This window comes from Promicromonospora sp. NPDC019610, from assembly GCF_044389365.1.
Classification (GTDB): domain Bacteria; phylum Actinomycetota; class Actinomycetes; order Actinomycetales; family Cellulomonadaceae; genus Promicromonospora.
On the sequence record NZ_JBIRXX010000001.1, the window covers coordinates 2,585,326 to 2,600,717 of the forward strand.

The 15,392-nt window shown below is 72.4% G+C and carries 13 protein-coding genes; 6 read left to right on the plus strand and 7 right to left on the minus strand.

Annotated elements, in window-relative coordinates:
• The first annotated feature begins 42 nt into the window (after positions 1-42).
• Positions 43-1,773, plus strand: coding sequence for a SpoIIE family protein phosphatase (locus ACH45N_RS11515; protein WP_397393732.1), 1,731 nt, complete (start codon positions 43-45; stop codon positions 1,771-1,773).
• On the opposite strand, the gene ACH45N_RS11520 is transcribed toward ACH45N_RS11515, so the two are convergent.
• The 7 genes from ACH45N_RS11520 to ACH45N_RS11550 are packed head-to-tail and all read right to left on the minus strand — an operon-like array spanning position 1,735 to position 9,474.
• The gene (locus tag ACH45N_RS11520; RefSeq protein ID WP_397393734.1) at positions 1,735-2,577 is read right to left on the minus strand and encodes an amidohydrolase family protein; all 843 of its coding nucleotides are present in this window, start codon (positions 2,575-2,577) and stop codon (positions 1,735-1,737) included. The two genes, ACH45N_RS11515 and ACH45N_RS11520, sit on opposite strands and share 39 nt — an antisense overlap.
• Complete coding sequence (locus ACH45N_RS11525; RefSeq protein ID WP_397393736.1) at positions 2,574-3,569, minus strand: aldo/keto reductase; 996 nt, start codon at positions 3,567-3,569, stop codon at positions 2,574-2,576. Before ACH45N_RS11525 ends, ACH45N_RS11520 begins: the two co-directional genes overlap by 4 nt.
• Complete coding sequence (locus ACH45N_RS11530) at positions 3,539-4,369, minus strand: ribonuclease activity regulator RraA (RefSeq protein ID WP_397393738.1); 831 nt, start codon at positions 4,367-4,369, stop codon at positions 3,539-3,541. Before ACH45N_RS11530 ends, ACH45N_RS11525 begins: the two co-directional genes overlap by 31 nt.
• A complete protein-coding gene (locus ACH45N_RS11535) occupies positions 4,366-6,393 on the minus strand; it encodes a hypothetical protein (RefSeq protein ID WP_397393740.1) in 2,028 nt (675 codons plus the stop codon). The genes ACH45N_RS11530 and ACH45N_RS11535 overlap by 4 nt, the downstream gene beginning before the upstream one ends.
• 4 nt (positions 6,394-6,397) lie before the next feature.
• Positions 6,398-7,267 carry a carbohydrate ABC transporter permease gene (locus ACH45N_RS11540; protein WP_397393742.1) on the minus strand — a complete coding sequence of 290 codons (870 nt, stop codon included), beginning with the start codon at positions 7,265-7,267 and terminating at the stop codon, positions 6,398-6,400.
• A complete protein-coding gene (locus ACH45N_RS11545) occupies positions 7,267-8,193 on the minus strand; it encodes a carbohydrate ABC transporter permease (protein WP_397393744.1) in 927 nt (308 codons plus the stop codon). Before ACH45N_RS11545 ends, ACH45N_RS11540 begins: the two co-directional genes overlap by 1 nt.
• A 21-nt stretch (positions 8,194-8,214) precedes the next feature.
• Positions 8,215-9,474: an ABC transporter substrate-binding protein gene (locus tag ACH45N_RS11550; protein WP_397393746.1), complete on the minus strand. Its 1,260-nt coding sequence runs from the start codon at positions 9,472-9,474 to the stop codon at positions 8,215-8,217.
• A 162-nt stretch (positions 9,475-9,636) separates the two neighbouring features.
• Here ACH45N_RS11550 and ACH45N_RS11555 point away from each other — a divergent pair, with 162 nt between their 5' ends.
• From ACH45N_RS11555 to glmS, 5 genes are all read left to right on the plus strand, one after another.
• Complete coding sequence (locus ACH45N_RS11555) at positions 9,637-10,338, plus strand: helix-turn-helix transcriptional regulator (RefSeq protein WP_397393748.1); 702 nt, start codon at positions 9,637-9,639, stop codon at positions 10,336-10,338.
• Positions 10,339-10,481: 143 nt separating this feature from the next.
• Complete coding sequence (locus ACH45N_RS11560) at positions 10,482-10,889, plus strand: VOC family protein (RefSeq protein WP_397393854.1); 408 nt, start codon at positions 10,482-10,484, stop codon at positions 10,887-10,889.
• 110 nt (positions 10,890-10,999) lie between these two features.
• Positions 11,000-12,259: a tyrosine--tRNA ligase gene (tyrS, locus tag ACH45N_RS11565; protein ID WP_397393750.1), complete on the plus strand. Its 1,260-nt coding sequence runs from the start codon at positions 11,000-11,002 to the stop codon at positions 12,257-12,259.
• 196 nt (positions 12,260-12,455) lie between these two features.
• Positions 12,456-12,719, plus strand: a complete 264-nt coding sequence (locus tag ACH45N_RS11570; RefSeq protein WP_397393752.1) for a hypothetical protein — start codon at positions 12,456-12,458, stop codon at positions 12,717-12,719.
• Between the two features lie 61 nt (positions 12,720-12,780).
• Positions 12,781-14,604 (plus strand): glutamine--fructose-6-phosphate transaminase (isomerizing), encoded by a 1,824-nt coding sequence (gene glmS / locus ACH45N_RS11575; protein WP_397393754.1) that lies wholly within the window; start codon positions 12,781-12,783, stop codon positions 14,602-14,604.
• Positions 14,605-15,392 lie beyond the last annotated feature (788 nt).

Below are 15,392 nucleotides of genomic sequence, written 5' to 3' on the forward strand. Positions count from 1 at the left end.
TCGAAGGGTAGCCGAGCGAGAGACCCTCGCTACGATTCGCATGTGAGATCGGGGTGGTTCGAGGAGGCGACGGCGCGCAGCGCGGTGGGCCACGAGGCCCGGACCGTCGCGTGGGAGGCCACCCCGCTCGGTCCGCCGGACGCCTGGCCGGAGTCGCTGCGCCACGCCGTCCGGCTGTGCTTCTCGACGCGGTTCCCGGTGATGATGGTCTGGGGTCCGGACCTCACGCTGATCTACAACGACGGCTACCGGGACATGCTCGGCACCGACAAGCACCCCGCCGCGCTGGGGGCGTCCGCCCGAGTCGTCTGGGCCGAGATCTGGGACGACATCGGCCCGTTGTTCGACACCGTGCTGGCCACAGGCGAGCCGACGTTCAGCAACGACATGTACCTGCTGATGAACCGCTCGGGGTACGCCGAGGAGACGTACTTCACCTTCTCCTACAGCCCGCTGACCGACGACGACGGCCAGGTCGTGGGCGTGCTCGACATCGCGACCGAGACGACGCGCGACGTGGTGAACCAGCGGCGTCTGGCCGTGCTCGGCGAGGTGCACGGGGCCCTGCCCGCCACGTTCACCGACCTGCGCACCTTCGCCGAGCCCGTGGTCGGCGTGCTGTCGGCGAGCGCAGACGTCTCCCGGGTTGCCGTCTACGCCGCGAGCGGCCCCGAGATCGTCCTGGAGGCGGGGGAGACCGGCGGGCACGCGGAGCTGGGCCTCGTCGTCCGTGCGCTGCGCTCGGGTCGGCGCCAGGTGGTCCCGGGCATGGTGGTCAAGCCCGTGCGGTCGGGCCAGGGGAGCGGTGTCATCGCCGCGCTCGTGCTGTGCGGTACGCCGGTGCGGCCGTGGGACGCCGACTACGCCCGCTTCATGGTGGTCCTGGCGAAGACGGTCGCCTCGGCGTTGCGCGACGTCGTGCGGCGCAGGGCCCATGACGACGCGCTGCGGTTCCGGGCCGTCCACTCGGAACGGGAACGGGCCCGGGCCGCCGAGGTAGCCCTCGCACTCCAGCAGGCGGTGCTGACCGACCCGCCGCAGCTCGACGGTCTGGAGGTGGTCGTGCACTACCAGCCCGCGGCGGTCGAGCGGGACATCGGCGGCGACTGGTATGACGCGTTCACCACGCGTGACGGCGCCGCCACCGTGGTGATCGGCGACGTGATCGGGCACGACCTCGATGCCGCCGTCGCGATGGGCCAGGTCCGCGCTCTCGTGCGTGCCATCGGGTACGACAGCCAGGCGACGCCCGCGCGGGTGCTGGAGCGCGTGGACGCGGCCATCGACGGACTCGGCCTCGGGAGCTCGGCGACGGCGACGGCGCTGGTGGCACGCGTCGAGGAGGCCACCGGCCGGCAGGACCAGGTCCGCACGATGCGGTGGTCCAGCGCGGGGCACCTGCCTCCGATCCTGGTCCGGGCCGACGGCAGGTGCGAGATCCTCCGGGTCCGCAACGACCTGCTGCTCGGTATGGATCCCGGAGCGCCGCGCCGGGACCACGCGGTCGAGGTCTGGCCCGGCGACACCCTGATGCTCTACACGGACGGGCTGATCGAGACGCGGGACGACCGGCTGCGCACTCGCCTGGAGAAGCTCGCCGGGGTGCTCGAAGGGACCCACACGGCAGACCTGCAGACCGTCGTCGAGACGGCCTTGCGCGGCATGCTGTCGGACACGGTCGCCGACGACGTCGCGATCGTGCTGGTCCGGGCACTTCCCCGCGCGGCGCTCCCTTCAGTGCGTGAGGCCGTAGAGCCGCTCCGCGGTCCCTGACCACACGGCCGCCGTCGCACCGTCGTCCAGCGCCGGCAGCGCGCGGGCCGTGCGCGCGACGACCTCCGCGTACGGCGCGACCCGCGCGGACATCGGCCAGTCGCTGCCGAACAGCAGGCGCTCCGCGCCGAGCAGGCCGACGGCGGTCCGGGCTGTCGTCGCGACGCGGCCGGCGTCGTCCGGGCCAGCCGTGTGAAGGCCGGAGAGCTTGGCGTGCACGCGGGGCCGCGCGGCGAGCGCCGCGAGCGCGTCGCGCCACGGCTGCCCGGGCGTCCCGGCGCCGAGGCCCAGGTGGCAGACGACGACGTCGAGCTCCGGGTGCCGGCCGGCGAGCGCCCCGACGGCGGCGAGCTGTTCGGGGCGCACGAGGGTCTCCAGCACGCGCCCGCTGGCGGCCAGTCCTTCGCACAGGGCGTCGAGCCCGGGCACGTCGGACAGGTCGGCCGCGCCGCCGGGGACGGCGAGCCGGAGGCCGGCGACGGGCACGCCGTCGTCGAGCAGCGGCTGCGCCATGCCGGCCCAGGCGGCGGGGTCGCCGGGGCGCGCGTCGTACTGGAGCACGACCGGCCCGGGCAGGGGGCCGTGCGCGGCGGCCCGGGCGGCGAGCCAGCGGGCCTCGCCCTCGGTGTCCGCGGCCTGGACGGCGACGGCGGCGCGCACGGGGGCCGGGGACGTCGCCGTGGCGCGGGCCAGGTCGTCCGGGCCGACGCGCCGCGGCAGGCGCAGGTGCTCGGCGAACCAGGAGATCCGCATCGCCCCGGTGTCCCAGAGGTGCACGTGCGCGTCGACGATCCCGTCGCTCATGCGGGCGCCGGCGCGGACCGCGCGGCGTCGAGCGCGGCCCAGAGGTGATCGGGCAGGTCGACCGCGGCGGCGTCGGCGAAGACGTCCACCTCGGCCGGGGTGCGCGCCCCGACCACGACCGCCTCGACGCCCGGCACGCGCAGGGGGTACCGCGCGGCCACCGCGGCCAGGGGAAGTCCGGCCGTGGCGCACACGGCGGCCATGCGCAGCGCGCCGTCCACCTGCTCCGGCGTCGCGGGGTGGTAGTCGAAGTACGGCGCGGCCACGGGGTCGGCGAGCACCCCGGAGTTGTACACGCCCGCGGCGATCACCCCCACGCCCCGCGCGCGGGCGGCGGGGAGCAGGTCGGCCTCGGCCGTGCGGTCCAGCAGTGTCACCCGGCCCGCGGGCATGACGACGTCGAGCGCGTCCGCGGCCTCGCGCACCAGGCGCGCGACGGGGGCGTTGTGCCCCATGCCGACGCCCACGGCCCGGACCACGCCCTGGTCGCGCAGCTCCAGGAGTGCGGGCAGGGCGCCGCGCAGCGCGGCGTCGACGTCGGCCGGGTCGTGCAGGTAGAGCAGGTCCACACGGTCGGTGCCCAGCCGCGCGAGGCTGCCCTCCAGCGAGCGCAGCACGCCGTCGCGGCTGAGGTCCCCGACCGTGTTCGCCCCGGTGCCGCCCGTCGGGACGGGTACGCCGTCGGCGTCGACGATGGTGCGCCCCACCTTGGTGGCGAGCACCACGGTGTCTCGGTCGACGCCGGCCAGGGCGGCGCCGAGCCGCAGCTCGCTGACCCCCTCGCCGTAGTGCGGCGCGGTGTCGAAGAACCGTACGCCGCGCTCCAGGGCGCGGCCGACGGTCGCCTCGGCGGCGTCCGCGGCCACGGGCGTGAACAGGTTGCCGATGGGCGCACAGCCCAGGCCGAAGGTGGCGGTGACGGCCGGTGCGGGGCCCGGGTCGAGACCCGGCCCGGCCTGGCTCAGCGGGCGGAGGGCTGCGCGGAACGCCATGCCTCGAACTCCCCTCGGGTGTCGGGGGTCAGCGGGTAGTAGTCGCTCAGCCGGGCGCCCTCGTCGAGGCGGCCGCGGCTGAACACCTCCCACTCCTCGTGGTCCCGCGCCGACTCGATCACCTGGTCGGCCATGGCGCGCGGCACGATGACGGGGCCGTCGTCGTCGGCCACGACGAGGTCGCCCGGCAGGCACAGGACGCCGCCCACGGCGACCGGCACGTCGAACGCCCACGGGAACAGCTCCGACTGCGAGGCGTAGTGCGGCGTGCTGCCCGTGGACCACACCGGCAGCCCCAGGTCGCGGATCTTCCCGGAGTCGCGGATGCGGCCGTCGACGACCATGCCGGCCCCGCCCTTGCGCTGGAAGTAACGGGCCAGGATGTCGCCCACGCACCCGGAGAACCGGCTGCCGAACGCCTGGACCACCAGCACGTCGCCGGGCCGCACGGTCTCCAGCACGTGCCACAGGGCCGTGTGCCGCTCCACGTACTCCTGCTCGTCGCCGGCAGCGAGGTCCTCCCGCTGCGGCATGAACTGCAGCGTGAGGGCGGAGCCGACCACCTTGTACCCCGGCGACAGGGGCCGCGGCCCCTCCACGAACGAGCGGCGGATGCCCAGCCCGTGCAGCTTGGCGCACGCCGTCGCGGACGACACCTCGCCCAGCCGGGCCAGTGTGCCGGCGTCGGCCCGCTCGAACGCCTCGCCCCGCACGGGGAGCCGGACGTCCGGCCGGACCAGGCCCGCGGTGGGATCAGTGGGTAGCCCGTCCAGGCCGGGTCGGGTGAGGGCATCGGTCATGAGGAGGCTCCTTCTCGGGGCTGGGAGTGGGACTCGGGATGGGCGGTCGCGGCGCCTCCGTGGCGCGGCACGACCGTGGCGGGGGCGGTGAGCAGCACCAGGTCCGCGCGGTGCGACGGCGGCAGCTCGACGAGCACGTCGCCGCTGTCCACCGGCACGCTCACCGAGGACGGCGTCCCTGCCCGCCCCGCGAACGCCGTCGACGGACCCGGGTAGACGCCGCCGGACTCGCCCCGGGCCACGACGCCGGTCAGGCGCTGCTCCCCGAACCGGCCCGGCCGCACGCGCACCCGCCGGGCGCGGGTGGGGGAGAGGTTGACCAGCGTCAGCTCGACACGCCCCTCCTGGGCGTCGCCGTCCAGGCGTGTGACCAGGGCTGCGACGTCGGGCGGCAGGCCCGGGCGCGACCGGTCGGCGTCGGTGTAGCTCACGGCGGCGAACGGCAGCCCCCCGTTGTAGAGCGTCTGCGGCGTGCCCGTGACCAGCTGCCCCAGCACTTCCGTGACCACGGGGTTGGCGCGCTGCCAGAAGTGCAGGTGCACGGTGTCCGGGTCCACGGGCTCGGCGTCCATCACCGCGACCCGGCGGGCGAGCTGCCCGAGCGCCATCGACAGGGCGCGCTCCGGGTAGTCGGGCAGAGCCCCGTCGAGGAACGTGAGCCACGGACCCTCGTGCCCCGCCTCGACCTTGTCCCGGAACGGGCGCACCTCCCGGGCGCCGGGCGTGCCGTCCAGCACGCGGTCCAGGCGCTCGCGGTCGCGGGGGTCGCGGGTCCACCACCACAGCCAGGTGGGCAGGTCGAGCTGGAGGGGGCCGAAGTCGAACCAGCCCTCGGCGCCGTACCGGTAGGGCACGAGCAGCGCGGGCTCGGCGGCGTGTGGCCCGAGGCGTTCCAGCCAGCTCCCGCGCAGGCTGAACGGGGTCTCGGTGACGGGCGCGGTGATCGAGTGCTCCAGCACCGTGTCGAGCATGGTGCGCACCAGGTCGAGCGGGCCGTCGTCGCGCACCCCGGCCGCGCCGGGACCCCCGCCCGGACCGGGCGCCGCGCCCGAGACGAACGACGCGTTGATCGCGCCGATCAGGGTACTCATGCCCACCGAGTGCAGGCCGTGGGGCCAGGTCCAGCCGTAGTGCCCGCCGTACCAGGCGCCGTCGTGCAGCCCGCCGACGACGCCGTCCGGCGCCACGTTGTCCGGCATGAGCCCGCCCGCGGCGGCGGCGCGCTCGCGCCAGCCGTCCACGTACCGGGTGACCCACGAGGCCGACGTGGCGTCGCCGTCGTACAGCCAGGCGTTGGTCACCAGGGAGGTGGCCGCGAGGTTCACGGCGGTGTCCCCGGCGGCGCGCCGCTGCAGCTCGTCGCCCATGAGCTGCGCGTGCGCCGGGTCCGCCAGGTCGGACCAGCCCGTGATCCCCGGCAGCCCGTGCAGCGGCAGGCCGTACGCCGCCATGTAGTCGAGCGACGCCGGGTAGGTGAGCCACTCGGTGCCCAGCCCGGGCAGGGGGCCGAGCGCGCCGTTGTGCGGCGCGGTGACGATGTTGCGCGCCGGGTCGTAGTTGCCGTGGGCGGGGTCGGTGTACAGGCGCGCGAACCGCCGGGCGCGCTCCGCGAACCGCTCGTCGTCCGGGTCGGCGGCGCACAGGCCGTAGAAGAACAGCAGCGACTCGCCCTGGTGGAACCAGTCGTACCCGTTCTCGTACTCGCCGGTGAGCATGCCCGCCTCGGTGAGCTGCGCCGTCACGCCCTCGAAGTGGTGCTTGGCCGCGTCGAGCACGTCGTCGCTGCCGCCCAGGGCGTAGAAGGCCGGCCAGTTGAAGAACGGCTCGTAGAGGTCGTCCACGCCGTCACGGTGCTCGAAGCCGCCCGCGTGCAGGATGCGGCCGTCGGGGCCGCAGTAGCGCGACTCGAACAGGCGCCACGCCTCCTCGGTCGCGTCGAACAGGCGTCGTTCGAGCACGGCCCAGGCGGGAACCTCGGCCAGGGGAGTGGTGGGGATCCGCGGGTGTGCGGTGGGGTCGGTCATCGCCTCAGCCCTTCGTCGCCCCGGCGACCAGGCCGCCGATGATGTGCCGCTGCATGAGCACGAAGAAGAGGATCGCCGGGGTCACCGCGAGCAGCAGCGTGGGGAAGACCGTCGTGTAGTCCGTCGAGAACTCGCCGACCGCCGCGTACACGCCCGTGGTCACCGTGTAGATGCCGGAGCCGGGGCCCAGGATGATCTGCGGGCTGACGAAGTCGTTCCAGACGCTGATCGAGTTCAGCACCACGATGGTGGCCACCACGGGCCGCATGATCGGGAAGATGCAGGACCAGAACGCCCGGATCTTGCCCGCGCCGTCCAGGGACGCCGCCTCGTCGATGTCCCGCGGCACGGTGCGCAGGTACGCGGCGAACAGGAAGATCGTGACCGGGAGCGTGGCCGCCGTCTCGAAGAGGATGAAGCCGGGGATCGTGTTGATCAGCCCCAGCACCCGCAGCACGAAGACGACGGGGATGAGTGTCACCTGACCCGGGATGAACAGCCCGGAGACGAACAGGAGCAGCAGCCCCAGGTGCCACTTCGACCGGCCGCGCGCGATGACGTACGCGACGGGCGCGGCCAGCGCGATGCCGAACACGTTGACCAGCGCGACGAACAGCAGCGTGACGCCGTAGGCGCGCACCACGTTGAACTTCTCGCTGGTCAGCGCCGCCCGGAGGTACTCCAGGCTGAACGTGTCGGGGGTGATCGCCAGCGGCGAGGCGATGATCGCCTCCTGCGGCTTGAAGGCGTTGATCACCATGATGTAGAGCGGCACGAGCATGACGAGCGCGCCGGCGCCGAGCAGCGCCCACTTGAGCACGCTGCCCGCACCGGGGGCGCGCAGCCGGCGCCGGGGGGTCGGGTATCTGCGCATCAGTCGGCCACCTTCTGCTCCGCACCGCGTCGGGCGAACGTCACCGCGAGGCCCAGCACGGCCGTCACCAGCAGCAGGATCACGGACTGCGCCGCACCGAACCCGAGCTCGGACTGCGCGAACGAGTCCCGCAGCACCTGGTAGACGATCGTCTGGGTGGACCCGGCGGGGCCGCCGTCGGTCAGGGCCAGCACGATGTCGTAGACCTTGAGCAGCCCCACGAGCGTGAGCACGAGGTTCACGGTGAACACGGGGGCGATCAGCGGCAGCGTCACGTTGCGGAACTGCTGCCACTTCGAGGCACCGTCCACCGTGGCGGCCTCGTAGTACTCGGTCGGCACGGACTTGATGCCGGCCAGGAACAGGATCATGTTGAAGCCGAAGTGCGACCACACGATCGTCAGGATCACGCTCGCCTTGGCGAACACGACCTCGGTCAGGAACGGGACGGGCGGTACGCCCAGGTGCCCGAGCAGGCCGTTGACGGCGCCCTCCGGCGCGAGCATGGCGGACCAGAGGAACCCGATGATCAGGGCGCTGATGATGTACGGGTAGAAGAAGATCGTGCGCATCAGCGTGTTGGCGCGGCCCGATCCGGAGATGAGGGCCGCGATCGTGAGCCCGACGCCGTTGCACAGCACCGTTCCGAAGAACGCGACCACGCCGGTGAAGATCGCGGCGTCCACCGTGCGCGGGTTGCGGAAGGCCTCGGCGTAGTTGTCGAGCCCGATGAACGTGAAGTTCAGGCTGTAGCCGTTCCAGTCGGTCAGGCTCAGCACGAACGCCAGGACCATCGGCACGATGAACATCGCGAGGAACACCAGGACGGCGGGGCCGCCCATGACGATCCCGGGGAGGCGGTCGCGCCACACCCGCGCCGCCGACCGGCGGCGGGAGCGTGGCACGACGGCGAGCGTGTCTGCCATGTGGGTCACCGTCTGGTTGCCTCAGCCGATGCTGGAGGCGAACCAGTCGTCCATGGCCGTCTCGACGTCGGCGGCCGGGGTGCCGCCGATCAGGGCCTGGGTCTGGGCGTTGATCTCGTCCGAGTAGCCCGTGGGGAGCGTGCGCTCGCCGTAGCCCTGCCCGGTCGGGGTGTACGACTCGGCGGGCGTGTCGGCCACGATCTGCTGCAGCTCCTGGCCGAGCGCGTCCATCTCGTACTCGTAGCCGTCGCGGAAGTTGCCGTCCACCTCGAGCTGGTCGGCGACCGCCGTCTGGTCGGTCACGAGGAACTCGACGAGCTTCGCGGCGGCGTCCTGGTCCTCGCTGGACTTGAGGATCGAGTACGGGCTCGCGATGTTCGCGCCCATCGCCGGCGCGTCGACGCCCTCGACGGCGGGCGCGCGGAAGACGCCGATCTCGGCCTTCTCCTCGGCCTTGGCCTCGGTGCCCGCGAACCAGCTGCCCATGGGGTAGATCGCGCTCTTGCCGGACAGGAAGGCCTGCTCCGCGTCGGGGTACTTGATGCCCAGGGCGTCCTTGGGCACGTAGCCCTTGGCCACCCACTGCGCGTACGTCTCGACCGTCGGCCCGTACGTCTCCGCGAACGTGGTCTCGCCCGCGCTCATCGCGGCGAACCACTCCGGGTCCTGCGCCACGATCGTCGGCAGGCCCAGCGCCTGCAGGGAGTGGCTGGTCATCCAGTCGCCGCCCGTCTGGATGGGGGTCCAGCCGGCGTCCTTCAGCTTGCCGAGCGCGGCGGTGAGCTCCTCCACCGTCGTCGGCGTCTCGGTGATGCCCGCCTCCTCGAAGGCGGTCTTGTTGTAGAACCACAGGCTCTGCAGCTGGAAGCCGATGCCGGCCATGTAGTACTTGCCGTCGATCGAGTACTGGTCGGCCAGGGGGCCGCCGGTCGCCCAGTCGTACCGGGAGAGGTCGACCAGCTCCGGGGCCAGGTCGACCGTGGGCGGCATCGACTGCACGACGTCGGGCGCGTCGCCCGCGGTCAGCAGCCGGGGCAGGGCGGCGGCCACGCCCTCGGCGCCCGGGTTCTGCACGACGACGTCGATGCCGGGGTTGGCCTCCTCGAACGGCGCGACGAGCTCGTTCCAGAACTCCTCGGTGAGGTTGGGGGTTACGTTGACGAGCAGGCTCAGCTCGGTGGTGCCACCACCGGCGTCGCCGCCGTCGCCGGCACAGCCGGCGAGGGTGAGGGCTGCCGCCGTGAGCGTGCCCACGCTCGCCAGGGTGCGGTGCTTGATCATCGTTGATCCTCTCGGGTTGCCGCAGCGTTCCAGGGGGGGTGCTGTGCGTGGGCCTGCGGCGTACGGCCTACGACTGTGGAGTGACGTCTCGGGGAGAGTAATCGATAATCGTTGGATTGGGAAGAAGATGGGTCGGGACCCCGCGCCGCATAGGCTCGCGGGGTGAACCGGACCGACCGCCTGTACGCGATCGTGGAGGAGCTGCGGGCCGTCGCCCCGCGTCCGCGGAGCGCGTCGTGGTTGGCCGATCGGTTCGAGGTCAGCCGGCGGACCATCGAGCGCGACATCAGCGCGCTGCAGCAGACCGGCGTGCCCGTCTGGGCCGAGCCCGGACGCACCGGGGGCTACTGCCTCGACCGCGCCCGGACGCTCCCGCCGGTCAACTTCAGCCCCGACGAGGCGGTCGCGGTCGCCGTCGCGCTGGGCGGCCTGGCCGGGACGCCCTTCGCGGGCGCGGGCTCGACGGCGCTCCGCAAGATCCTCGCGGCCATGCGCGACGACGACGCGACCGCCGCCCACGACCTCGCCGCCCGCGTGCACCTCCTCGGGGCGCCCCCGCAGGTGCCGCCGGTCCCCGCCGTCCTCACCGACGCGATCTCCGCCCGCCGGGTACTGCGCCTGCGCTACACCGACAAGTCCGGCGCCGCGACCACGCGCGACGTCGAGCCGCTCGGCTTCGTCGGGTCGTCCACGGGCTGGTACCTGCTGGCCTGGTGCCGGCTGCGCGACGGGATCCGTGCCTTCCGCCTCGACCGCGTCGACCGGGTCACGGCCACCAGCGAGCGCGCACCCCGCCGCGTCGTCCGCCCGGAGGACGTCCAGGTGCCCGACGGCGACCTGCGCACCCTGACGCTCCTGGGCTGACCGCACGCCGCCCGGCCCACCGCGGGGGCACCGACCGCGGAAGCACCGCCCGCGTAAACACCGACACAGGGGTGTCGCTGAGCGCGCAGAGGCTGGTCGCGAGCCACGGAGAGACCGTGGCCAGCGACCGGGAGGTCCACCTCATGCACCACGCCACCCTCGCCTCCGTGCGGCTCGTCACCGAGGACGTCGACCGGCTGACCGCCTTCTACGAGCGCGTCACCGGCGTCCCGGCGCAGCGGCCGTCGCCCGACTTCGCGGAGCTGCGCACCGACCGGGGTACCCTCGCGATCGGCAGTACCCGGACGGTCCAGCTCTTCGGCCCGGGCTCCGCGGTCCCCGCCGCCAACCGCACGGCGATCGTGGAGTTCCTCGTCGACGACGTCGACGCCCTGTTCGCCGGCCTCGGCGACGCGGCCGAGACCGTGACCCCGCCGACCACCATGCCGTGGGGCAACCGCTCGCTGCTCGTCCGCGACCCCGACGGCACCCTGGTCAACCTGTTCACGCCCGTGACCCCGGAGGCCCGGGCGCGCGCCGGAATGGAATGAGGGCGAGCCCACCGCCGCCGTCGGGCAGACTATGACCATCGGGCCTACGAGCCCGCCGAGCAACACCTGACCGACAACGCCGGTCTTCCCCCTCAGAAGGAGCATCCACGGTGACCCACATCTTCGACGAGCTGCAATGGCGAGGCCTGGTGGCACAGTCCACCGACGAGGCCGCGCTGCGTTCTGCACTGTCGGAGGGCACCGTGGACTATTACGTGGGCTTCGACCCCACGGCCCCGTCGCTGCACATCGGCAACCTCGTCCAGATCCTCACGGCACGCAGGCTGCAGGACGCCGGCCACCGGCCCTACCTGCTGGTCGGCGGCGCGACGGGCCTCATCGGCGACCCCCGTGACTCCGGCGAGCGCACGCTCAACTCGCCCGAGATCGTGGCGGGCTGGGTGGAGCGCATCCGCGCCCAGATCGAGCCGCACCTGTCCTTCGAGGGCGACAACGCCGCGAGCATGGTGAACAACCTCGACTGGACCGCCCCAATGTCCGCGATCGAGTTCCTGCGCGACATCGGCAAGCACTTCCGGATGGGCACCATGCTGTCCAAGGACATCGTGGCCCGGCGGCTCGCCTCGGACGAGGGCATCAGCTTCACCGAGTTCAGCTACCAGGTGCTCCAGGGCATGGACTACCGCGAGCTCTACCGGCGGCACGGCATCACCCTCCAGCTCGGCGGCAACGACCAGTGGGGCAACCTGCTGGCCGGCGTCGAGCTGATCCGCAAGGCCGAGGGGGTCAGTGCGCACGCGCTGACGACGCCGCTCATCACCAAGGCGGACGGCACCAAGTTCGGCAAGTCCGAGGGCGGCTCCATCTGGCTCGACCCGGAGATGACCAGCCCCTACGCCTTCTACCAGTTCTGGCTCAACCAGGCCGACGCCGACGTCGTGAACTACCTCAAGGTGTTCACGTTCCGCTCTCGCGAGGAGATCGCGGAGCTCGAGCGGGAGGTGGCCGAGCGGCCGTTCGTGCGCGAGGCCCAGAAGGCGCTTGCGGGCGACGTGACCACGCTGGTGCACGGCGCCGGGGCGACGGAGGCGGTCATCGCGGCGAGCCAGGCGCTGTTCGGGCGTGGCTCGCTCGACGACCTCGACGCCCGGACGCTCGCGGGTGCGGTGGCCGAGCTGCCGCGCGTGACGGCCAAGGCCGGCGACCTGGTCGCCGACCTGCTGGTGGGCTCGGGGCTCGTGGCGTCCAAGGGTGCCGCGCGCCGCGCGATCGCCGAGGGCGGCGCCTACGTGAACAACGTGAAGGTCACGTCGGACGACGCCGCGCTCGCCGCCGAGGACCTGCTCCACGGGCGGTACGCGGTGCTGCGCCGGGGCAAGAAGACCCTGGCGGTCGCCGCCTCGGAGTGACCCTGACCGGCCCCTCGCGGCTCTCCTGACCGGCCCTGCCGGTGCATGACGGCGGCCGCCCGCACTCCAGCGGGCGGCCGCCGTTTCGTCTGCTCGGACGCCTTTCGCCCGCCCGTGGCCCGCTGTGGAGTCACTTCTTGCCCGATTCCGGGCAAGAAGTTGTCGTTCGCCGTTCGGATGCGCGATGCTCGGCGGCATGACGACGTCACCTGATCTCGTCGCCCAGGTGGCGGCGACCACCGGGCTCACGCCCGCCGAGGCGGCGCGCGTGGTCGGCGACGTCGTCGCGTACTTCGCCGAACCGGTGGAGGACGTCGTCCGGCGCCGGCACGCCGAGCTGAAGACCCACGGCGCGAAGAACCCCGAGATCTTCGCGCTCATCGCCACCGAGCTGGAGCAGCGGGTCGTCGCCGCGCCCCGGCTCAGCGAGCGGCAGCTGCGCCGGATGATCTACGGCTGAGCCGGCGCCTCCCGCGGGCCGTACCGCCCGCCCCCTCCGTCCCTCCTGAAGGAGCACCCTCATGTGTGGAATCGTCGGTTACGTCGGCGGCCAGAACGCCGCCCCCCTGCTCGTCGAGGCCCTCGGCCGGCTGGAGCACCGGGGATACGACTCGGCCGGCGTCGCCGTCGTCGGCTCCCAGCTCAAGGTCACCAAGCGTGCCGGCCGGGTCCGCGACCTGGCCGAGGTGCTGCCCCGGCGGATGTCCGGGCGCGTGGGCATCGGTCATACCCGGTGGGCGACCCACGGCCCCGCGACCGACGTGAACGCCCACCCGCACACGGACGCGACCGGCACGGTCGCCGTGGTGCACAACGGCATCATCGACAACGCCGCCGCGCTGCGTGCCCGGCTCACCGGCCAGGGCGTCGAGCTCGCGAGCGACACGGACACGGAGGTGTTCGCCCACCTCGTCGCGCTCTCCGCCGCGGACACGCTGGAGGGCAAGGTCGTCGACGCGCTGGACGCCGTCGAGGGGACCTACGGGCTCGCCGTCGTGCACGCGGACTACCCCGACCGGGTGGTGGTGGCGCGCAACGGCAGCCCGCTGCTGGTCGGCGTGGGGGAGAAGGAGATGTTCGTGGCCTCGGACCTCGCCGCGCTCGTCCGCCACACCACCACGGTCGCCCACCTGGCCGACGGCGAGCTCGCCACCGTGACCGCAGCCGGATTCACCACGTTCCGCCGGGACCTGACGCGCACCCAGACCACGGCGCGCGAGGTCGACGTCGACCCCAGCGCCTACGAGCACGGCCAGATCGACGGCCGCCCGCGCATGTACACCGAGATGCTGGAGCAGCCGGCCAGCGTGGAGCGCGCCCTGCGCGGCCGGCTGGACGAACGGTTCGCCACCGCGCACCTGGGCGGCCTCGACATGGACGCCCGCGCGCTGCGCGCCGTCCGCCGCGTCAAGATCCTGGGCTGCGGCTCGGCGTACTACGTGGGGCAGATGGGAGCGTCGCTCGTCGAGGAGCTGGCCCGCGTCCCCGCCGACGCCGAGGCCGCGAGCGAGTTCCGCTACCGCGACCCCGTCATCGAGCCCGACACCCTGTACGTGGCGGTGAGTCAGTCGGGCGAGACCATCGACACGCTGCTGGCCGTCGAGGAGATCAAGCGCAAGGGCGGCCGCGTCATCGGCCTCGTCAACGTCGTCGGCTCCGCGATCGCCCGGGCCTGCGACGGCGGCATCTACCTGCATGCGGGGCCCGAGATCGCCGTCGCCTCCACCAAGGCGCTCACCACCATGTACGTGGGCTTCGCGCTGCTCGCCCTCCAGCTCGGCAGGGTGCGGGACCTGTCCGTCGCGGACGGTCGCCGGCTCGTCGCCGGGCTGCAGGCCCTGCCCGCCCAGATCGAGCAGGTGCTCGACGGCGAGGAGCGGATCGCTGAGGCCGCCAAGGCGCTCGCGTCCGCCGAGAGCCTGTTCTTCGTCGGCCGTGTGCGCGGGTACCCGGTGGCGCGTGAAGGCGCACAGAAGTTCAAGGAGATCAGTTACCGGCACGCCGAGGCGTACCAGATGTCCGAGCTGAAGCACGGCCCGCTCGCGCTCATCTCGCCCGAGGTGCCGACGGTCGCGATCGTGCCGGACGATGAGCTGACCGATCGGAACGTGGCGGCTCTGCACGAGATCGACGCGCGCGGTGGCCCCCTCGTGGTCATCACGCACGAGGGCGTGGACCTGGGCGAGCTGAAGGCGGAGCGGATCGACGTGCCGCGCAACGAGCGGGAGCTGGACCCGCTGCTCCTGACCGTGCCGCTGCAGCTGCTGGCGTATCACGCGGCGCTCTCCCTGGGGCACGACGTGGACAAGCCGCGGAACCTGGCGAAGTCCGTCACCGTGGAGTGACGCCGGTCGCGTGGGAGCGGGCGGCCGATCTCGCCGCTCGTGTCGCCGCCCGTCTCGCCGCCCGCTTCGCCGCCGGTGAAGGGGCGAAACGGGCGCCGCGCACCGCCGCGCACGTCGCACGCACGCTGATTTTGCGTGGACCGCGATCGCTGTGTACTGTTCCGGTTGTTCGCCCGGCAGGGAGGTACGGACAGGGAGCGCGAGAAGCGTGACTGGCCGGTCCCGGGGCGGGAACCACTCCAGATCGTCGAGGTAGCTTCGTGCGCTTCGTTTCTGGGTTGGGCTTGCCGGACAGGCGCTTCGATGTAGGGATCCTGACCAGGGTGCTTGCGCCGGGGAGCGTGGTAGGGTAAGTTACAGAGGTTGCCTCCGAACGAGGATGACGCGGTGCGAGTCGCGGTCCGGTTCGGATGGTTTCCCTTCCTCTGCAGATCATCAAGGTTCTTGTCTTGAATGGTCGGCGAAAAATGGGATCAGAATTCTTTCGGTTGTTTGAAGAATTCTCTCGGCCCGGTGGGTCGGCGGGGATTTGGAAAAGTCCGAAAGGGCCTGGTAAGTTGAAGTCACTGCCCCGGACAGGGAAGCGAACGGAAAGTTCGCGGTCCTGACGGTGTGCGTCGGTTGTTTGAGAACTCAACAGTGTGCTTGATAGTCAATGCCAATTATTTGACTCTCATTGTTTCGGGTCGTGCTGCCAGCATGGTGGTGTGGTCGGGGATGGTGGGGGTTGTTTTTGGATCGGATTGAAACCAGTTTGGTTTTGGTCTGGCCAGTATCATTGTTCGCGC